Annotated in this window: 19 protein-coding genes; 8 read left to right on the forward strand and 11 right to left on the reverse strand. The window is 74.0% G+C overall.

All coding sequences use genetic code 11. The annotated features are described in order from the left end of the window. Positions 1-24 precede the first annotated feature (24 nt). From L3X23_RS14850 to L3X23_RS14870, 5 genes are all read left to right on the forward strand, one after another. Positions 25-522, forward strand: a complete 498-nt coding sequence (locus L3X23_RS14850; RefSeq protein WP_093079146.1) for an amino-acid N-acetyltransferase — start codon at positions 25-27, stop codon at positions 520-522. Then, positions 519-1,178 carry an ankyrin repeat domain-containing protein gene (locus L3X23_RS14855; protein WP_237192773.1) on the forward strand — a complete coding sequence of 220 codons (660 nt, stop codon included), beginning with the start codon at positions 519-521 and terminating at the stop codon, positions 1,176-1,178. The genes L3X23_RS14850 and L3X23_RS14855 overlap by 4 nt, the downstream gene beginning before the upstream one ends. Before the next feature lie 169 nt (positions 1,179-1,347). Further along, positions 1,348-2,964 (forward strand): glycoside hydrolase family 16 protein, encoded by a 1,617-nt coding sequence (locus L3X23_RS14860; protein WP_237192774.1) that lies wholly within the window; start codon positions 1,348-1,350, stop codon positions 2,962-2,964. Between the two features lie 27 nt (positions 2,965-2,991). Continuing rightward, the gene (locus L3X23_RS14865) at positions 2,992-3,798 is read left to right on the forward strand and encodes a helix-turn-helix transcriptional regulator (protein WP_237192775.1); all 807 of its coding nucleotides are present in this window, start codon (positions 2,992-2,994) and stop codon (positions 3,796-3,798) included. Positions 3,799-3,850: 52 nt separating this feature from the next. Further along, complete coding sequence (locus L3X23_RS14870) at positions 3,851-4,300, forward strand: tRNA (cytidine(34)-2'-O)-methyltransferase (protein WP_237192776.1); 450 nt, start codon at positions 3,851-3,853, stop codon at positions 4,298-4,300. 11 nt (positions 4,301-4,311) lie between these two features. On the opposite strand, the gene L3X23_RS14875 is transcribed toward L3X23_RS14870, so the two are convergent. The 7 genes from L3X23_RS14875 to thyX all read right to left on the reverse strand — a co-directional run bounded on the left by L3X23_RS14875 (position 4,312) and on the right by thyX (position 13,474). Continuing rightward, positions 4,312-5,181, reverse strand: a complete 870-nt coding sequence (locus tag L3X23_RS14875; RefSeq protein WP_237192777.1) for a YceI family protein — start codon at positions 5,179-5,181, stop codon at positions 4,312-4,314. A 157-nt stretch (positions 5,182-5,338) separates the two neighbouring features. Further along, a complete protein-coding gene (locus L3X23_RS14880; protein ID WP_237192778.1) occupies positions 5,339-7,930 on the reverse strand; it encodes a DNA translocase FtsK in 2,592 nt (863 codons plus the stop codon). Positions 7,931-8,171: 241 nt separating this feature from the next. After that, positions 8,172-9,845 (reverse strand): ribonuclease J, encoded by a 1,674-nt coding sequence (locus L3X23_RS14885; protein ID WP_237198032.1) that lies wholly within the window; start codon positions 9,843-9,845, stop codon positions 8,172-8,174. Between the two features lie 142 nt (positions 9,846-9,987). Beyond that, positions 9,988-10,980 (reverse strand): 4-hydroxy-tetrahydrodipicolinate synthase, encoded by a 993-nt coding sequence (dapA, locus tag L3X23_RS14890; protein ID WP_237192779.1) that lies wholly within the window; start codon positions 10,978-10,980, stop codon positions 9,988-9,990. Positions 10,981-11,050: 70 nt separating this feature from the next. Beyond that, a complete protein-coding gene (locus L3X23_RS14895) occupies positions 11,051-11,677 on the reverse strand; it encodes a TIGR03085 family metal-binding protein (RefSeq protein WP_237192780.1) in 627 nt (208 codons plus the stop codon). Between the two features lie 38 nt (positions 11,678-11,715). Then, positions 11,716-12,651 (reverse strand): endonuclease/exonuclease/phosphatase family protein, encoded by a 936-nt coding sequence (locus L3X23_RS14900; protein ID WP_237192781.1) that lies wholly within the window; start codon positions 12,649-12,651, stop codon positions 11,716-11,718. Positions 12,652-12,724: 73 nt separating this feature from the next. Further along, on the reverse strand, positions 12,725-13,474 hold the full coding sequence (thyX, locus tag L3X23_RS14905) for an FAD-dependent thymidylate synthase (RefSeq protein WP_237192782.1): 750 nt from the start codon (positions 13,472-13,474) through the stop codon (positions 12,725-12,727). 77 nt (positions 13,475-13,551) lie between these two features. On the opposite strand from thyX, the gene L3X23_RS14910 reads away from it, so the two are divergent. Next, the gene (locus L3X23_RS14910; RefSeq protein WP_237192783.1) at positions 13,552-14,091 is read left to right on the forward strand and encodes a toxin-antitoxin system HicB family antitoxin; all 540 of its coding nucleotides are present in this window, start codon (positions 13,552-13,554) and stop codon (positions 14,089-14,091) included. Continuing rightward, the gene (locus L3X23_RS14915; protein WP_237192784.1) at positions 14,088-14,990 is read left to right on the forward strand and encodes a DUF4097 family beta strand repeat-containing protein; all 903 of its coding nucleotides are present in this window, start codon (positions 14,088-14,090) and stop codon (positions 14,988-14,990) included. Before L3X23_RS14910 ends, L3X23_RS14915 begins: the two co-directional genes overlap by 4 nt. 296 nt (positions 14,991-15,286) lie before the next feature. On the opposite strand, the gene L3X23_RS14920 is transcribed toward L3X23_RS14915, so the two are convergent. Beyond that, positions 15,287-16,507: a winged helix-turn-helix domain-containing protein gene (locus L3X23_RS14920; protein WP_237198033.1), complete on the reverse strand. Its 1,221-nt coding sequence runs from the start codon at positions 16,505-16,507 to the stop codon at positions 15,287-15,289. Between the two features lie 42 nt (positions 16,508-16,549). Further along, on the reverse strand, positions 16,550-17,491 hold the full coding sequence (locus tag L3X23_RS14925) for an EamA family transporter (protein ID WP_237192785.1): 942 nt from the start codon (positions 17,489-17,491) through the stop codon (positions 16,550-16,552). 67 nt (positions 17,492-17,558) lie between these two features. Between L3X23_RS14925 and L3X23_RS14930 the strand changes: the two genes are divergently transcribed. Continuing rightward, entirely contained in the window at positions 17,559-18,083 is a 525-nt protein-coding gene (locus L3X23_RS14930; protein WP_237192786.1) for a GNAT family N-acetyltransferase, read from the forward strand. On the opposite strand, the gene dapB is transcribed toward L3X23_RS14930, so the two are convergent. Together dapB and L3X23_RS14940 are read right to left on the reverse strand one after the other, a co-directional pair. Continuing rightward, on the reverse strand, positions 18,069-18,809 hold the full coding sequence (dapB, locus tag L3X23_RS14935; RefSeq protein WP_237198034.1) for a 4-hydroxy-tetrahydrodipicolinate reductase: 741 nt from the start codon (positions 18,807-18,809) through the stop codon (positions 18,069-18,071). The two genes, L3X23_RS14930 and dapB, sit on opposite strands and share 15 nt — an antisense overlap. Then, positions 18,806-19,804: an iron-siderophore ABC transporter substrate-binding protein gene (locus L3X23_RS14940; RefSeq protein ID WP_237192787.1), complete on the reverse strand. Its 999-nt coding sequence runs from the start codon at positions 19,802-19,804 to the stop codon at positions 18,806-18,808. The genes dapB and L3X23_RS14940 overlap by 4 nt, the downstream gene beginning before the upstream one ends. Between the last annotated feature and the right edge of the window lie 55 nt (positions 19,805-19,859).

A 19,859-nucleotide genomic window follows, 5' to 3' on the forward strand; every position in this document is an offset into this window, starting at 1 on the left:
GCCGGGGCACTAAGGTGCGTCGCCATGGCAGTGGTGGCCGTCCGGCGGGCCCGCACCGCCGACGTCGTGACGATCAAGTCCCTCGTGGACAACTACGCGGGCAAGGTGTTGCTGGCCAAGGAGATCGTCACCCTCTACGAGGCGGTCCCGGAGTTCCTGGTCGCCGAGGTGGACGGCGAGGTCGTCGGCTGCGGCGCGCTGCACGTGCTGTGGGAGGACCTGGGCGAGATCCGCACGGTGGCGGTCCACCCGTCGACCCTCGGGAAGGGGGTCGGGCACGCGATCGTCTCCGCGCTGATCGACGGCGCCCGCGAGCTCGGGCTGCGCAGGCTGTTCGTGCTGACCTTCGAGAAGCACTTCTTCGGCAGGCACGGGTTCGTCGAGATCGACGGCACCCCCGTGTCCCAGGAGGTGTTCGCCGCGATGCTGCGCTCCTACGATGCCGGTGTGGCGGAGTTCCTCGATCTCGCGCACGTCAAGCCGAACACCCTCGGCAACGTCCGCATGATGCTGACGCTGTGAACGCCGTCGAGGCCGTGCGGGCGGGGGCGCTCGAGGAGCTGGCAGCCCTGCTCGCGGCCGACCCGGCCCTGGCCACCGCGCGCCCCGACGGGCACCGCACCCTGCTCCACGTCCTGGCCGACCACCCGGGGCACCGGGCGTGGGCGGTCGAGATGCTCGGCGTGCTGCTGGACGCGGGCGCGGACGTGGACGCGCGCTTCGTGGGATTCCACCGCGAGACCCCGCTGCACTGGGCGGCGAGCAACGACGACGTCCCGCTGCTCGACGCCCTGCTCGACGCGGGCGCGGACATCGACGCCGACGGAGCCGTGATCGCGGACGGCACCCCCCTGTCGGACGCCGTGGCGTTCGGGCAGCACCGGGCCGCCCGACGGCTGGTCGAGCGCGGGGCGCGCGTGCGCCAGGCCGAGGCCGCGGCGCTCGGCATGCTCGACCGCATCGCCGCGGTGGAGGACGTCGATCTCTGCTTCTGGTACGCCTGCCACGGCGGGAGCCTCGCCGCCGCGCAGCTGCTGCTCGCGCAGGGCGCCGGGCTCGACCGGCTGCCGGAGTGGGAGCGCTGCACCCCGCTGGACGCCGCCGAACGCCGCGGCGCGACCGACGTGGTCACCTGGCTGCGAGAGCGTGGCGCCCGCCGGGCGTCGGAGCTGTCGTAGCCGTCACCAGAGTCACAACAGCCACATCCGTCACCCGAACGGTGGCAGACCGTGACGCGGACGAGGTCCATGATCATCCCCGTCCACCCGCGGCCACCGTCGCGTGTGGACGCTCCCCGGCGTCGGCCGTCCCCCGCGTGCCGCCGCACCCCACCGTCCGGGAAGAAGGATGTCGACCTCACTGCGTCGCACGGGTGTGTCCGTGCTGTCCTCGTTCGCCCTGCTCGCCTGCGTCGTCGGCGTGTCCGCCGCGAGCGTCCCCGTCCCGCAGCGCGTCGCGGTGAGCGGCACCCCCGGCAACGGGTGCGGCAACCCGGTCCTCGCCACCGATGCGGCCGGATGGTCCACGGTCCCGGGGGACGACGGCAGCCGGGTCGCCACGACCGCCCACATCGTGGCCGGTCACGAGCTCGTGGTGCACCCCGCCGAGGCCCGGACCCTGGTCCACGCACCGGACCGGGCGGTCTCGGGAGCGGGGTCCTGGGACCTCACCGTCGACCTGCGCAGCACCGCGGACAGCGCCGCCCGGCTCGAAGCGACCTGGTTCGACGCGAACGACACCGCGCTGGGCCGCGCCCGCGGGCAGTGGGTCACGGTCCGGGGCGGCGAGCGCTACACCCGGGTCGGGGACCGCTTCCTCGCCCCCGAGCACGCCGCCCGCGCGGAGATCGCCGTCGCGGTCGACCAGGCCGGTCCCGCGCCGTTCGCGGTGACGATGTGCAGCTACCGACCGGTCGAGCCCGCACCCGTCCCCGTCGTCGTGGGCACCGTCGACCACCCGGCACCGCCGGTCACGACCCCGCCCACCACCGCGGCGCCGACGACCACCCCGCCCGTGCCCACGACGTCGCCGGTCGCGCCGACCACCACTCCGGCCACACCGACGCCGACCACCACTCCGCCGGTCACCACCACCCCGCCGGTCACCACCACCCCGGTCACCACCCCGCCGGTCACCACCACCCCGGTCACCACCACCCCGCCGGTCACCACGCCACCGACCACCACCACGCCGGTCACCACGCCACCGACCACCACGCCACCCACCCACGGTCCCGACGACCCCGGGGTCCGTCCCGTCCCGCTCACCGCCGCGGAGCGCTACGGATGGGGGACCCCGCTCCCCGCGTCCGACGAGTTCGACCGGCCCGGCGCCCCCGACCCGGCGAAGTGGGTGCAGGCGGGCGAGTGCTGGCCCGGCCACACCGGCAACGGACGGCGCTGCGCCTCGCGCACCACCGTCGAGAACGGGGTGCTCGTCGAGACCGGCCTCGCGAACGGCGACACCGGCTGGCTGGCCAGCACGCACGGCACGCAGTACGGCCGCTGGGAGATGCGGGTGCGCAGCCTGCAGACCGGGAGCGGGGCCTCCCCCTACCACCCGGTGCTGATCGTCTGGCCGGACTCGGAGAAGTGGCCCGCGGACGGCGAGTACGACTTCCTCGAGAACTCCTCCCCCGGCGCCGCGTGCGCCGAGGCCTGGCTGCACTACCCGCACCCGACCCTGCCCGTCCAGCAGGAGTTCGCCGGCGAGACCGACTGCGGCGCCCCGCTGTCCGAGTGGCACACGATCGCCTTCGAATGGACGCCGGAGCACGTCCGCGGGTTCATCGACGGCGAGCAGTGGTTCTCCTTCAGCGGTGGCGCCGGGCCGGGCGGCCGGGCCCCGATCCAGGCCATGCCGAGCGGCCACCTGACGATCCAGCTCGACAACTACGACGACGCCGGCCGCGGGAACGCCCCCGCCCGGCTGGAGGTCGACTGGGTCCGGATGTACGCCGTCTGACTCGGACGCGCGCTACCCTCCTGCAGCATGACGGAGGGCGGGGAGCTGGTGTGGGCACGACCCGCACCGGCCCTGCGCCCGCTGGTCGACCTGTACTCGGGCTACCGGATGCCCGCGGCCGCACCCGGGGTCCACATGGGGGTCGCCGGCGGACACCTGACGTTCCTGCTGTGCCTGGAGGGGACCGTCGACATCACCCGGATGCCGGACCCGGACCGCAGCCCCGGCTCGTTCACCAGCATGGTGGGCGGCCTGCACGACGCCCCGGCGGTGATCACCACCGGGGCCGCGCAGACCGGTCTGCAGCTGCGGCTCACCTGGTTGGGCGCCCGGGTGCTGCTCGGGACCCCGGCGAGCGCGCTGACCGGCGACGTCGTCGGGTTGGACGATCTGATCGGCGCCCGCGCCGACCGGCTGCGGGCCCGTCTCGCCGAGGCCCCGACCTGGCGGAGCCGGTTCGCCCTGCTCGACGCCGCGCTCGCCCGGCTCGCCGCGGACGCCCGCCGACCCGATCCCCGGCCCGAGGTGGCGTACGCCTGGCACCGGCTCACCGCGACCGGCGGCACCCTGCGGATCGCGGAGCTGGCCGAGGAGATCGGCTGGAGCCGCCGCCACCTCGCGCTGTGCTTCCGCGACGAGACCGGCCTGACCCCGAAGTCCGCGGCCCGGGTGATCCGCTTCGAACGCGCCTGCGACCTGCTCCGCACCGGCCGCACGCTCGCCGACACCGCCGCGACCTGCGGCTACGCGGACCAGCCCCACCTCGCCCGGGACTTCCGCGACCTCGCAGGCCAGACCGCCACGGGCTGGCTCGCCGAACGCCGCAGCGCCTGACCGAACTCCGCCTGACCGAACCCCCGCAGCGTGGGGGTGGTACGAACCTCGCGTGTTCCGGATCGCCTTCCACGCCCCCGAGATCCCGCCCAACACGGGCAACGCGATCCGGCTCGCCGCCAACACCGGTGCCGAGCTGCACCTCGTCGAGCCGCTGGGGTTCGCGCTCGACGAGCGCAACGTCCGGCGGGCGGGCCTGGACTACCACGAGCTCGCGGACCTGCGGGTCCACGCGACGTTCGACGACCTGGAACGCGCCACCGCGCCCGCGCGCATCCTGGCCTTCACCACGACGGCGACCCGGCTCCACACCGACCTCGCGTACGAGCCGGGCGACGTGCTGCTGTTCGGGTCCGAGTCGAGCGGCCTGCCGCCCGCGGTCCAGGCCCGGGCCACCGACCGGGTCCGGATCCCGATGGTGCCCGGCTCCCGGTCGTTGAACCTGGCGAACGCCGCCGCCGTCGCCGTCTACGAGGCGTGGCGGCAGCACGGCTTCAGCTGAGTGTCACGGCCCTACTGCCGGACCCCCTGGACGTCCAGGGTGACCTCGATCGTCGACCCGACGACCGGGACGCCCCGGCTGATGGTCTGCTGCCAGTTCAGCGTGAAGTGCTCGCGGTGCAGCTCGGTCGTGGCGACCGCGCCCGCCCGCTGACCGTTCCACTCGGCCATGCCGAGGAACATGACGTCCAGCTGGACGTCGCTGGTCAGGCCGTGCAGCGTGAGGTCGCCGTCGACGAGCCAGCGGTTGCCCACCCCGCGCCGGAAGCGGGTCGAGGAGAAGCGCATCTGCGGGAAGCGCTCCACGTCGAGGAAGTCCGCGGAGCGCAGGTGGGTGTCCCGCGCGTCGACGTTCGTGTCGACGCTGGCCGTCTCGATCACCACGTCCACGGCCGAGTCCTCGAACGGCTCGGCGATCCGGATCTGGCCGCGGAAGGTGTTGAACCGGCCGTAGACCCGCGACATACCGATGTGCCGGGCGACGAAGCGGACCGAGGAGTGGTCCGGGTCGATCGCGAAGACCCCGGGCGGGGGCGGGGTCAGCGACTCGTCCGGGTCGAGCCGGACGACGCCGAGCTCGGCGTGCTTGCCCCACTCGACCTCGATCGTGCCGCCGTTGCCCCGGTACCCGCCTGCCTCGGCGCGCACCCGGTACTGGCCGGGGACGAGCGCGGCGGTGAAGTAGCCGAACGGGTCGGTGTCCGCGTTGACGATGCGGGTGCTGGTCCGGTCGAGCACCGAGACCTGGGCGCCGGCCAGCGGTCGCCCCTCGCCGTCCTGCACCTGACCGCTGAGCAGGCCGCCGGTGAGTGGGATCGGGACGAGGGCGTTGCGCCCCGTGTCGCTGCGTCGCGAACCCCTGCCGCGCTTGCTCCAGAACATGCGTGCCCTTCCGCCGTGCGAGTGCCGGGGAGCACTCAACCATGAGACATCACGAAACGGTGACGCCGGACGCCCGGTTGTGGGGGCAACCACACGGGGTTACGGCGAACGGCCACTCAGCGGAGCCGAATGACACACGTTTGCGCTGGTAGAAGCTTCAATCTTCCGTGTCGGAAGGGGCTTCTCCGCCGCCGCCGCGCAGCAGCCAGATGACGCTCTCGAGCTCGTCCGGCTTGATCAGGACCTCGCGCGCCTTCGATCCCTCGGACGGCCCGACGATCCCGCGGGTCTCGAGCAGGTCCATCAGCCTGCCCGCCTTCGCGAAGCCCACCCGCAGCTTCCGCTGCAGCATCGACGTCGAGCCGAACTGCGACGTGACGATCAGCTCGGCCGCCTGCACGAGCACCTCGAGATCGTCCCCGATGTCCGGGTCGATCTCCTTGGCCTCGCCCTGCTTCTGCGCGGTGACGCCCTCGAGGTACGTCGGCTCCGCCTGGTCCTTGGTGAACCCGACGACCTCGGCGATCTCCTCGTCCGAGATGTACGCGCCCTGCATGCGGACCGGCTTGGACGCGCCCATCGGCAGGTAGAGCCCGTCGCCCATGCCGATCAGCTTCTCGGCGCCCGGCTGGTCCAGGATGACCCGCGAGTCCGTGAGCGACGACGTGGCGAACGCCAGCCTGCTCGGCACGTTCGTCTTGATCAGGCCGGTGACGACGTCCACGGACGGGCGCTGCGTGGCCAGGACCAGGTGGATGCCCGCGGCCCGGGCCTTCTGGGTGATGCGGACGATCGCGTCCTCGACGTCCCGCGGGGCCGTCATCATCAGGTCCGCGAGCTCGTCGACGATGCAGAGGATGTACGGGTACGGCCGGTACTCCCGCTCGCTGCCCAGCGGCGCCGTGATCTCACCGGAGCGCACCTTGCGGTTGAAGTCGTCGATGTGGCGGACCCGGTTGGCCTGCATGTCCTGGTAGCGCTGCTCCATCTCCTCCACCAGCCAGGCCAGCGCGGACGCCGCCTTCTTCGGCTGGGTGATGATGGGCGTGATCAGGTGCGGGATGCCCTCGTACGGCGTGAGCTCGACCATCTTGGGGTCGACGAGGATCATCCGCACCTCCTCGGGCGTGGCCCGCTGGAGCAGCGACACCAGCATCGAGTTCACGAAGCTGGACTTGCCGGAGCCCGTGGAGCCCGCGACCAGCAGGTGCGGCATCTTCGCGAGGTTGGCGCAGAGGAAGTGGCCCTCGATGTCCTTGCCCAGCCCGATCACCATCGGGTGCTGCTCGCTGCGGGCGGTGCCGGAACGCAGCACGTCCCCGAGGCGGACCATCTCGCGGTCGGAGTTCGGCACCTCGATGCCCACGGCGGACTTGCCGGGGATGGGCGCGAGGATGCGGACGTTGTCCGTGGCCACCGCGTAGGCGATGTTCTTCGTCAGCTGGGTGATCTTCTCGACCTTCACGGCCGGGCCCAGCTCGATCTCGTAGCGGGTGACCGTGGGGCCGCGGGTGAAGCCGGTGACCTGGGCGTCGACGTTGAACTGCTCGAGCACGCCGGTGATGCGCTCGATCATCTCGTCGTTCGCGGCGGAGCGGAGCTTCGGCGGCGGCCCGGTCTCCAGCAGGTCCGCGGGCGGGAGCGTGTACGCGCCCTCGCCGACGGGCTCGCGGATCGCCATGGACATCTGCTCGCCCTCGGGCGGGAGGTCCTCGGCGGGCGGGGTGGCGACGACCTGGGCGGGAACGGCGCGCCTGGACTTCTCGGCCTTCTCGGCCTTCTCGGCCTGCTCCGGGCCCTGCGGCTCCTCGGCGGCGGACGGGGCCGCGGCGGCCTTGCGCGGACGCTTGGGCTCGACCGGGAAGTACTCCTCCTCCGGCTCCGTCGGCTCGTCCTCGAACGCCTCCGCGCTGGCGGCCTGGCGGCGGCGGGCGGGGCGTTTGCGGGCCGGGGCCTCCTCGGCGACCGGCTCCTCCTCGGCGACCGGCTCCTCGGACTCGGGGTCGACCTCGGGCCTGCCCAGCAGCCGCCGGACCCGGTTGGGGACCTCGCGCACGGGCGTGGCCGTGAGCACGAGGAACGCGTAGAAGCTGAGCAGCAGCAGCACCGGCACGGCGACCCACGGGGTGAGCCCGCTGGCCAACGGGGTCGCGGCGACGTACCCGACGGCCCCGCCGCCGGTGGCCCAGTCGGCGGGGACGTCCGGCGAGCCGGAGAACAGGTGGATCAGGCCGAGCACCCCGAGGGTGAGCAGCAGGGTGCCGACGGCGATCCGCGGCCGGGCCTCGGGGTGGGCCGGCGTGGTCATCAGCACGATGCCGACGATCAGCAGGATCACCGGCAGGAGCGCCCCGGCCAGGCCGAACACCGCGCCGACGCCGGCGGAGAACCCGCGGCCCACCGGGCCGCCCGCCTCCCACCAGATCCCCGCCGCGGAGATCACGGCGAGCACGATGAACAGGACACCCAGCCCGTCCCGCCGGTGGGCGGGGTCGATCTCCCGGGTGCGCCCGGCCGCGCGGCCCGCGGACCGCGTGGCCTTGACGACGCCGCGACCGACCGCGTCGATCCCCTTGTCGATCAGGTCGGGCTGTTTCCTGGCGGGCGCCCGCTTCGCGGGTGCGCGCTTGGCCGGGGTGCGCTTGGCGGGCGTGCGGGACCGCGACGACGACGCGCGCGGCCGACCGGATCCGGCCGTCGCCCACGCCTCGCCGCCGCCGGTCCGCCCGGCCGTCCCTCTCCCCGCCATGTCGCCCACGGTAACCGGCCGCGGCGACGATTCCCGGGACCGCCACACCCCGCCCGGCTCACACCGCCGGGAACGGGCCGGCCGCGGTGGCACGTTTCGTGCGCACAGTGCTGCCCGGACCGCACTGAGCGCACACAACTCGTGATCATGCAGCGCTGAGCGCACGACACGTGCGGTCGTCGAGCCGGCACCCACCACGGGCAGGGCGGGAGCCGCGCCACGGCGGCTCCCGCGCCCCTGCTCAGACCGCGATGACCGTCGGAACGATCATGGGGCGGCGGCGGTAGGTCTCGCCGACCCACTTGCCGACCACCCGCCGCACGGCCTGGGCCACGCGGTGCGGGTCGGTGATGTTCTCGTTCTCCGTGCGGGAGAGCTCGTCCTCGACCAGCGGCAGCACGGCGTCGAGCGCCTTGGGGTCGTCCGAGAAGCCGCGGCCGGACAGGGTGGGCCGCGAGACGGCCCGCCCGGTCTGCTTGTCGATCGCCACCGTGATGGAGATGAAGCCGCCCTCGCCGAGGACCAGGCGGTCCGACAGCGTGGTGTCCCCGATGTCGCCGACGAGGTTGCCGTCGACGTACACCCGGCCCACCTCGACGCGCCCGGTGATCGCGGCCCGGCCGTCGACGAGGTCGACCACCACGCCGTCCTCGGCGATCACGACGTTCTCCTCCGGCACCCCGGTCGCCACCGCGAGGGCCTTGTTGGCGCGCAGGTGGCGCCACTCCCCGTGGGCGGGCATGACGTTCGACGGGCGCACCGCGTTGTAGAGGAACAGCAGCTCACCGGCCGGGGAGTGCCCGGACACGTGCACCTTCGCGTTGCCCTGGTGCACCACCTTGGCGCCGAGCCGGGTCAGCCCGTTGATCACGCCGAAGATCGCGGTCTCGTTGCCCGGGATCAGCGAGCTGGCCAGGATGATCGTGTCCTCGGGCCGGATCACGACGCTGCGGTGGTCACCGCGCGCCATCCGGGACAGCGCGGACAGCGGCTCGCCCTGGGACCCGGTGGAGACCAGGACGAGCTGGTCGTCCGGCAGGGTCATGGCCTCGTCGAGGTCGACGAGCAGCCCGTCCGGCACGTTGAGCAGGTCCAGCTCGCCCGCCAGCGCCATGTTCCGGACCATCGAGCGGCCCGCGAAGCAGACCCGGCGGCCGTGCGCGGCGGCGGCGTCGAGCACCTGCTGGACGCGGTGCACGTGCGAGGCGAAGCAGGCGACGATGATCCGCGACGGCGCCTTGGCGAAGACGTCCGAGATCACCGGCCCGATGTCCCGCTCGGGGGTGACGAAGCCGGGGACGTCCGCGTTCGTGGAGTCGACCAGGAACAGGTCCACACCCTCGTCGCCGAGCCGCGAGAAGCCCGCGAGGTCGGTCAGCCGGTCGTCGAGCGGGAGCTGGTCGAGCTTGATGTCGCCGGTGTGCAGGACCAGGCCCGCGGGGGTGCGGATGGCGACGGCCAGCGCGTCCGGGATGGAGTGGTTGACCGCGAAGTACTCGCAGTCCCACGGCCCGTGGTTCAGCCGGTCGCCCTCCTTCACCTCCAGCAGGTGCGGGGTGAGGCGGTGCTCCTTGCACTTGGCCGCGACCAGCGCGAGCGTGAACCGCGAGCCCACGACCAGCAGGTCCGGCTTCTGGCGCAGCAGGAACGGCACGGCGCCGATGTGGTCCTCGTGGCCGTGGGTCAGGACCAGGACGTCGATGTCGTCGAGCCGGTGCTCGATGGCGCGGAAGTCCGGGAGGATGAGGTCGACGCCGGGCGAGTCGTCGCTGGGGAACAGCACCCCGCAGTCGACGACCATCAGCCGGTCCTCGTACTCGAAGACCGTCATGTTGCGGCCGATCTCGCCGATCCCGCCGAGGGCGTAGACCCGCAGGCCCCCCTCGGGGATCGCGGGCGGCGGACCGCCGGGCAGCTCGGCCGGGTTGGTGACCTCCGGCGGCGGCGCCGGACGGTCCTGCGACCGGTCGCGGCCCCGCCGGTTGCGGGACCGCCGGTCGTTGCGGGAGGAGGGACGACTCAAGGTTGCTGTGCTCTCTTCTGTAGTGCAGGGGGTTCTAGCGGTAGGCCACTTCGGCCCCGAGGTCGGTGGTGGTCCGGGTGCCGAGGGCGCCGTGACCGGTGTCGAACGGGCGGGTGTGCGGGACCTGGTCCGGGTCGAGCGCCACGCCGCCCGCCATGAGGTCGGCCGCGATCAGCGCGACCTGCTCCTCGGTGGCCGGGGGCAGCGGGAGGCGGGGGTCCCCGACGTCGATCCCGCGCAGGCGCAGGGCCGTCTTCGAGAACACCGCGCCGCCGACCCGGCCCATGCCGCGCAGCAGCGGGATCATGGCGTAGTGCAGGGCGCGGGCGCGGTCCTGCTCGCCCGCCTCGTACGCGTCGAGCATCGCGCGCAGCCGGTCGGCGACGACGTGCCCGATCACGGACACGAAGCCGACCGCCCCGACGGACAGCCACGGCAGGTTCACCGGGTCGTCGCCCGAGTAGTAGGCCAGCGTCGTCGTGGCCAGCACCTCGGTGCCGACGCGCAGGTCGTTGCGGGCGTCCTTCACCGCGAGGATCCGGGGGTGCTGGGCGAGCCGCTGCAGCGTCTCCAGCTCGATCGGCACGACCGAGCGCGGCGGGATGTCGTAGAGCATCACCGGCAGGTCCGTGGCGTCCGCGACGGCGGTGAAGTGCAGGACCAGGCCGTTCTGCGGGGGCCGCGAGTAGTACGGCGTGACCACCAGCAGGCCGTGCGCGCCCGCCTTCTCCGCCTGCCGCGCGAGGTGGACGCTGTGCGCGGTGTCGTAGGTGCCCGCCCCCGCGACCACGGTGGCCCGGTCCCCCACCGCCGAGACGACGGCCCGGACCAGCTCCGCCTTCTCCTCGTCGCTGGTGGTGGGCCCCTCGCCGGTGGTGCCGTTGACGACGAGCCCGTCGTTGCCGAGGTCCACCAGGTGCGTCGCGAGCTCCTCCGCCTTCGCCAGGTCGAGCGCTCCCTCGGCGTCGAACGGGGTGACCATGGCGGTCAGCACTCGGCCGAAGGGGCGCGCGGGCGTCGGGCTCATGGGGGTGACGGTACCGTCCCCGGCTCCCGGCGGTCCGGTCACGCGCTCACGGCGTCCTCCACCTCCCCCGCTACATCCCCCGTTCGACGGCCTCGTAGGCCTGTACGTCCGCCGGGAGGCCCTCGATCTCGACCCGCGCGGCGTCCCGGCCGAAGAGGTGCAGGACGAGCTCGCCGGGCTCGCCGACCAGGGTGACCAGCCCGGGGCCCGTCTTGAGGACGTGGGTGGCGCCCTCCGGTCGGCGGGCCACGACGCCGACGGGACTGCGGCGCAGGAACAGTCGACCCGTCCGCGTCACGAGCCCCCACAGCCGCGTGTCGCGCTCCCGGTCGGCGGGGCGGGGTTCCCACCCGGGCTCGCCGCGGCGGGCGTCCTCGTGGTGGACGAAGAACTCGGCGCCGTTCGCGGTCTCGTCGACCCGCCCGATCCGGAAGGGCGACCAGGCGGGCGGGCCGCCGCGCAGCTCGTCCACCATCGCCGACCAGGGGGTCTCGGCGTAGCCCGCCATCGCCCGCTCGGTCAGCGGCGCGAGCGCCGGGACCACGATCCCGCCGGACACCCAGGGCTGCCGCTCCCGGACGAGCAGGTGGGCCAGCAGGTCCCGGGTCGTCCAGCCCGCGCACAGGGTCGGTCGGTCCGGCCCCAGCTCGTCGAGGGTGTCGGACAGGGCAGCACGTTCCGCGGTGGCCAGGCTCACCGACCCGACGGTAGCGGGCCCGCGCCGGCCCCGCCCGCCTACCGGCAGGGGCCGACGGTCGCCGTCACGGCCTGGTGGTCCGATCCCGGCAGCGGGACGTGCAGCGGGTCGTCCCCGCACCAGCCCGGACTGACCAGCACGTGGTCGATCCGCAGGAGCAGCAGCCGCCACGAGGTGACCTGCGTCGGGCCCTGCCAGGTGTCCCGGACGGCGTCGGTGAGCACGCCGGTCAGCACGCGGTAGTCGCGGCTGCGGTCGGTGGTGTTGAGGTCGCCCGCGAGCACGACCGGGCCCGGCTCGGCCGCGGCCTGCGCGGCCAGCGCCTCGACGATGCGGTGGTGCTCCATCGGCGTGACCTCGAAGCCGCGGTCGGAGATCCACGGGCGCGGGACGTGCAGCGCGTAGAGGGTGAACGGGACCGGCGCCTCGACCCGCACCCGCACGCCGGGCAGGTCGGGGCCCGCGACCTGCAGGACGCGCAGCGGGTACCGGGAGTAGACCCCGACTCCGTGGGTGTCGCCGCCCCGGTCGCGGTCGCCGCCGTACACGGCGTACCGGTAGGCGGCGCGGAAGCGGGCGTCGACGGGGCCCGCGTCCTCGCTGACGACCGTGACGTCCGCGGGGTCGGCGAGCAGCGCCGCCGGGTCGCCCGCCATCCCGGTGATGTTGGCTGCGGCGACGCGCACCGCGCCCGTCGGGTCGACCGGCCCGGTGGGCTGTGGACGCCAGGGGGCGAGCACCACGAGCACGCCCACCACGAGCAGGGACACGATCCCGGGGAGGTACGCCCACCGGCGTCGCCAGGCCAGGACCGCGACGACGAGCACGACGAGGACGACGACGACCGGCCAGAGGATCGCGAGGACGTCCCCCACCGGACCCAGCACGTCCCGCAGCGGGAACCAGAGCCAGGGCACAACGACGGCGGCGACCGGACCGATCAGGCCGGTCCGGGAACGGGGCCGTTGCAGCACGGGAGACCTTTCGTCGAGGTCCTCCGCGCCGAGGACGGGACCGTGGGGGGAGTCGATCCGGCCCCGCGGGCCGTCAGCCCTCCGTGACGTACTGGCTGCTGGCGATCTCCGAGCCGTCGTCCAGCGTGCCGATCTCGAAGTCCCGGAACACGTTCGGCACCGCGTCCTGCAGCTGCCGCAGGCACGCGATGGCCAGGGCGCGGATCTCGACGTCCGCGTGCTCGGTCGCGCGCATGGCGATGAAGTGCCGCCAGGCCCGGTAGTTGCCGGTGACCACGATCCGGGTCTCGGTGGCGTTCGGCAGGATCGCCCGCGCCGCCTGTCGCGCCTGCTTGCGGCGCAGCGTGGCGTTCGGGACGTCCGCGAAGCGCTTCTCCAGGCCCTCGAGCAGTTGCTCGTAGGCCTTCACCGAGGCCTCGGCGGCGTCGAGGAACATCTGGTGCAGCTCGGGATCGTCCGCGATGACGTCCGGCTCGACCATCGCCGCGTCCCGCTCCGGGACGTAGCGCTGGGACAGCTGCGAGTACGAGAAGTGCCGGTGCCGGATCAGCTCGTGGGTCAGCGACCGCGAGATGCCGGAGAGGTAGAAGGAGACCGTGCCGTGCTCGAGCACGGACAGGTGGCCCACCTCGAGGATGTGTCGCAGGTAGCCCTCGTTGGTCGCGGTGCGCGGGTTCGGCTTGGACCACGACTGGTAGCAGGCGCGGCCCGCGAACTCGGCGAGCGCCTGGCCGCCGTCCGCGTCCGTCTCCCAGGGCACGTCCGCCGGGGGGACGAACTCGGTCTTCGCGATGAGCTGGACCTTCGGCGGAACCGTCTGCATGCGGCGACTGTAACCGGCAGAGTGGTGGCGTCACCATGATGGTTGCGTGACGTCAGTCGTGACGCCATAGTGGTGTCATGGACATCGGCCAGTACGTCGCGCAGCTGCGGGAGGACCTCGCGTCCGCCGCCGCCGCGGGAGACGAGCAGACCCAGCGCACGGCCGCGCTGCTCGGCGCGGCCATCGAGCCCGCCGCGCGGCTCGCGATCATGAACGCCCTCTCCGACCTGGCCGCCGAGGTCACCGCGGAGCTGGGCGACCGCACGGTGGAGGTGCGGCTCGACGGGCGGGACGTGCGCGTCGCCGTCAGCGCCGCCCCGGCGGGCGAGCCGGAGACGCCGCGGTTCACCCCGCCGGGAGACGCGGGTGACATCAGCCGCATCACCCTGCGCATGGTCGAGCAGATCAAGGCGCAGGCCGAGCAGGCCGCGCAGGCCCAGGGCGTCTCGCTGAACTCGTGGGTCTCCCAGGCGGTGCAGGGGGCCCTGGCGGGCAGGCAGCGCCACCGGCGCGGCTGGGACCGCACGTGGGAGGACAAGGGAGACGGCCGGGGAGACGGCCGCGGAGACGGCCGCGGAGACGGCGACGGCCGGCTGAAGGGGTGGGTGCAGGGATGAGCGAGCGCGAGGACGTGCGCAGGCAGGACGCCTGGCCGTGCGCCGAGGCCGCCGAGCTGGAGATCGGGATCGACGTCGGGCGGGTCCGGGTCGAGCTCAACGAGTCCGCCACCGAGGTGCGTGCCGAGGTCCGCCACGACCCGCACGGCGACAGCCCGTGGGAGCAGGGGCTCACCGGCATCCTCACCTGGCTGGGGAACGCCTCGGGTGACGCCGCGGTCGACCCGGGTGCCGCCGCCGTGCGTGCCGCGGAGGTCCGCTGGGACGCCGAGGCCAGGCGGCTGGTGATCCGGTCGACCCAGGACCTCCCGCTGCGCGTCGTGCCGCTGTCGGTCACGGTCTGGGCGCCCGCGGGGTCCCGGCTCGCCGTGAAGACCGGCGCCGGGGACGTCTCGGTGTCCGGCCGGGCGGGCTGGGCCGCGATCCGCACCGGCTCCGGCACCGCAGAGGTCGACGAGATCACCGGCGCCGGCGAGATCACCACCGGCTCCGGCCGGGTGGAGCTCGGGATCGTCGGCGGCGACGCCAAGCTGCGCACCGGCTCCGGCGGGGTCTCGGTGGCCTCGCTCAGCGGGTCCACCCAGATCAAGGCGGGCAGCGGGGACGTCACGCTCGGGGAGGTGCACGGCGACCTCACCTGCAGGACCGGCTCCGGTGACGTCGTGGTCGCGGACGCCCACGCGGGCCGCTTCGACCTGACCACCGGCTCGGGGGGCCTGCGGATCGGCGTGCACGCGGGCGTGGCGGCGGAGCTGGACCTGTTCTCGGGTTCCGGCTCGGCGCGCAGCGACCTGGACGTCGGCGGGGTCGCGCCGGTGGACAGCCCGCCGCTGCACATCACGGGCCGCACCGGCAGCGGGGACGTGCTGGTGACCCGCGCCGCGACCGCGGGGGTCTGAGCCAGGCCCGGGTGACGCTTGGGCGTCCCAAGCACCGCTGAGCGACGCGTGGGACGCCCAAGCATCTCGGCTGCCCGGGCTCTGACGCTTGGGACGCCCAAGCATCTCCGCGGCCCCGGCTCTGACGCTTGGGACGCCCAAGCACCACGGAGCGACGCTTGGGACGCCCAAGCACCGGCGGCTCTGACGCTTGGGCGTCCCAAGCACCGCTGAGCGACGCTTGGGCGTCCCAAGCGTCAGCGGCCCCGGCGGTCGCCCCGGCGGTCCCGGCGGCAGCGCCCCTCAGCGGCCCCGGCTCACCACGCTCGGCGCAGCGCTCCGGCCAGGTCGCCCCGCTCCCCCACCTGCACCGCGTCGAGCTCCAGCCACTCCGCCATGAGGTCCAGCTCCGCCGCCAGCTCGGCGGCGACGCGGGCATGCGCGACGCCCGGCTCGGCGAAGGCGCCCTGCACCCGCAGCACCCCCGCGGCCCGGTCCGCCTTGAGGTCCACCCGCGCGACCAGCTCGCCGTCGAGCAGGAACGGGAACACGTAGTAGCCGTACTCCCGCTTGGGCTCGGGCACGTAGATCTCGATGCGGTAGCGGAAGCCGAAGATCCGCTCGGTGCGCTCCCGCTCCCAGATCAACGGGTCGAACGGGCAGAGCAGCGCGCGGCCCTCGACCCGCCGCGGCACCACGGCGCCCGGCCACCGGTAGGCGGGGGACCGCCAGCCGCGGACCGCCACCGGCTCCAGCTCCCCCGCCTCGACCAGCTCGGCGACCGCGCGCTGCGAGTCGGCGGGCCCGAGCCGGTAGTAGTCCCGCAGGTCCGGCTCCGTCCCGATCCCGAGCGCCTGGGCCGAACGGCGCACCAGCTCACGGGCGGCGAGCCCGTGGTCCATCGGGTGCGCGGCCAGCACCTCGGGCGGCAGCACCCGCTCGGGCAGGTCGTAGAGGCGCTGGAAGTGCACGCGGGTGCCGGTGGTGAGCGCGCCGAGCCCGAACAGGTACTCGCAGATCCGCTTGACCTCCGACCGTTCCCACCAGGTGACCCCCGGCGGTCTGCTCTGCGCGCCCAGCGCGGCCTCCAGGGTGCCCGCCCCCACCGGGCCGAGCTCCTTGACCGCGGCGAGCACGTCCGCCACCAGCGCGGGCTCCCGCTCGGCCAGCTCGGCGTAGTGCCGCCACCAGCCGGGCCGCTTCGCCCCGGAGAGCAGCAGCGGCCAGTCCGCGACCGGCAGCAGGCTGGCCTCGTGCGCCCAGTACTCGACCATCATCCGCGGCCGCCGGGCCGAGTCCGCCCAGGCCGCGGCGTCCAGCAGGGCGCGCGGGTAGGCCCCGAGCCGGGCGAAGACCGGCATGTAGTGCGCCCGCACCGCCACGTTCACCGAGTCCAGCTGCAGCAGCCGGACCCGGCCCAGCACCCGCGCGAGGTGCCGCCGGGTCACCGGGCCCGTGGGCCGCGGGTCCGCGAACCCCTGGGCGGCGAGCGCGGTCCGTCGAGCCACGTCGGCCGAGATCGTCCTCACGACCGGCATCGTGCCGGCAGCCACCGACAGTTCCAGCCGGTCTCGGCGCCGTCAGCGCGGCGACGCGTCCGGGAGCTCGGCGGGCGTCCGTTCCGCGCGCACCACCAACACCACGGCGACGAGCACGATCGCGCCGCCGAGGGCCTGCAGGAGCGAGAAGCGCTCGCCGACCAGCGCGACCCCGAGCACGACGGCGATCACCGGATTGACGTAGGCGTAGGTCGCGACCGTCGAGACCGGCAGGCCCCGCAGCGCGAGGGCGTAGCCGCTGAACCCGCCGAGGGTGGCCAGGGCCGCCCCGACCCAGGCCCACCAGGCCACACCGGACACGGCCGCGAGATCGAGCCGCGCGCCCGTCAGCAGCCCGGCGAGGCCCATCAGCACGCCGCCGGTCACCATCTGCACGGTCGCCATGGCGAACGGGTTGGGCGGGACCGGGAGCCGGGTCGTCGCGTAGGTGCCACTCGCCCAGCCCAGGCCCGCCAGCACCACCAGCCACGGACCCCACCAGGCGCTCCCGGCCGTGCCTCCGGAGCCCGGCCCGGACAACACCAACACCCCGAGCCCGACCAGGCCGACGAGCACGCCGACCAGCGTCGCGCGGGAGGGGCGGTCGCCGAACACGGTCCGCAGCACCGCGATGTAGAGCGGGACGACCGCGAGCAGCAGCGCGGCCAGGCCCGACGGGATCTGGGTCTGGGCCAGCGCGACGAACCCGTTCCCCCAGGCGGGCAGCAACAGCCCGCTCAGCATCGAGGTGAGCAGCTGCGCGCGGGTCATGCCGAACGCCGAGAACCCGCCGGTGAGCAGCACGATCACCCCCAGCACGAGTCCCGCGGCCAGGAACCGCAGGGACCCGGCGAGCAACGGCGGCACGTCCGTGATCGTCAGCCGGTTGAGCAGGTAGATCGAGCCCCAGAGGACGTAGACCGAGGTGAGCGCGAGCCAGGCCGCCCGCAGGCCCACCGCCGGTTCCGCCGAACGAACGTTCACGGACACCGACGGTGTCATGCCCGCCCCCCGACGGCCAGGCGTGAGTGAGGCAGGGTACGAATGCGGCATGGCCCTCGCCTCGGTCCGCCCCGCCGTCGACGCGGACGTCGACGAGATCGTCCGCATCCAGGCCGAGACCTGGCGGCTGGTCTACGCCGACCTCCTCCCGGCCGCCGCCCTGGAGGCCCTCACCAGCCCGGACGCGCGGCGGACCTGGGCGGACGCCGTGCACGCCGGGGAGCCCTTCCACGTGTTCGTGGCGCAGGAGGGCGAGTGGACGGTGGGGTTCTGCGCCGCCGCGCACTACGCCGGGCAGGGCGGCTCGATCGCCGAGATCAGCACCCTCCTCGTGGAGCCGCGCTGGGGCAGGCGCGGGCACGGCGGCCGGTTGCTCGCCGTGGCGGGCGCCGCGCTGCGCCGGGCGGGCTCGCAGACCGGGCGGGCCTGGGTGCCCGAGGCCGACCACGCCTCACGCCGCTTCTACGACCGCGCGGGCTGGGCCGCGGACGGCGCCGTGCGCACCCTCGACACCGGAGACGGCACGCTCCGCGAGGTCCGCCACGCCGGCACCCTCGACCTACAGGTTCAGTAGCGGCTCGAGCCCGAAGGTCAGCCCGGGGCGCTGCCCCACGCTGCGGATGGACAGCAGCACCCCGGGCATGAACGACGCCCGGTTCGCGCTGTTGTGCGAGATCGTCAGGGTCTCCCCCGCGTCGCCGAAGATCACGTCCTGCTGCGCGACCACCCCGGGCATGCGGATGGCGTGCACGTGGATGCCGTCGACGACGGCGCCGCGCGCCCCGTCCGGGTCCGACGTCGTGGCGTCCGGCACCGCACCGAGCCCCGCCTTCGCCCGGGCCTGCGCCACCAGCGTCGCCGTGCGGGCCGCGGTGCCCGAGGGCGCGTCCACCTTCTTCTCGTGGTGGGCCTCGACGACCTCGACCGACTCGAAGAAGGGGGCGGCGAGCTGCGCGAAGTGCATGGTCAGCACGGCGCCGATGCCGAAGTTGGGGGCGATCAGCACGCCCACGCCGTCGGGGATCAGCCGCCGCACGGCCTCGAGGCGCTCCGGGGAGAACCCGCTCACCCCGACGACGGCGTGCTTGCCCGCGCCGAGGACGTGGGCCAGGTTGTCCAGGACGACGTCCGGCCGGGTCAGGTCCACCACCACGTCCGCCGCGGCGATGCCGTCCAGGGGGTCGGTGGAGCCGATCTCCGCGACCAGCTCCATGTCCGGGGCGCCGCGGACCGCCGCGCACGCCTCGGACCCCATCCGCCCCTTCGCCCCCAGCACCGCCACTCGGATCACGCGGGTCAGCCTAGTGAGGGCCTGGTCTCCGGGTTGCCGGCGACCGCCTTGTCCAGCAGCGGGACCAGGGTGTCCAGGACGTAGGGCAGCGAAAGCGGGCTGGTGAAGTAGAGCGCACCCGCCAGGGTGGCGTCGGTGAAGACCAGGTGGCCGCCCTGCACCGGGGCGAGCGTGCGGTAGATCGGCTGGGCCTCCAGCTCGGTGCGGGCCTCGGCGTCCTCGGTGGCCCAGAGCAGGACCTTCGCCGAGTTCAGCACGTCGAGCCGCTCGATGGGGATGTAGGCCTGGCGCGAGTCGTCTCCGGTGGCGAAGGCGTCGATGTCCGCCGGGACGGTGAAGCCCAGGTCGGTGAGGAACTCGGTGGACAGGCCGTCCTGGTAGGCGATCGCGCTGCCGTCGTAGTACGGCGCCTGCAGGAAGACCGCCGGGGTGTTCGCGAAGGCCGGGTGGGCCGCGGCCGCGTCGGCGAAGCGCTTCTTGATCCCGTCGACCAGGGCCTGCGCCTGCGGGCCCTGGCCCAGCGCCTGCCCGATCAGCAGGGTCTGCTGGTCCCACGGCGCGAAGTACGCCTTGTCGCCCTTGGGCTGCGCCACGGTCGGGGCGATCGCCGCGAGCCGCTCGTACTGCCCCCGGTCCAGCCCGGCGTTCGTCGCGATGATCAGGTCCGGCTGCAGGGACGCGATCTTCTCGTAGTTCGGGCCGTCGGTCATCTCGAGGACCTCGGGGGTGGCCGAGCCCAGCTCGTCGCGCGCCCACGGCCAGGTGGCGTAGGGCTGGTCGCCGTACCAGTCGGTCACCGCGACCGGGATCACGCCGAGCGCCAGCAGGGTGTCGTGCTCGGTGTACCCGGCGCTGACCACCCGCTGCGGGTTCGCCGGCACGGTCGTGCTGCCGAACTGGTGCTCCACCGTGACCTGGGCGGGCGCGGCGGGCTCGGGCGCGGCGGTCGAACAGGCGGCGAGCACGAGGGCGGCCGCCGCCAGGATCAGGACACGGGTTCTCAACGGTTCTCCACGGGGGTCGTTCGGTTAGCTCGGTGAGGCTAACCTCAGTTCCAGC

The organism is Pseudonocardia sp. WMMC193 (genome assembly GCF_021728735.1).
GTDB lineage: Bacteria > Actinomycetota > Actinomycetes > Mycobacteriales > Pseudonocardiaceae > Pseudonocardia > Pseudonocardia oroxyli.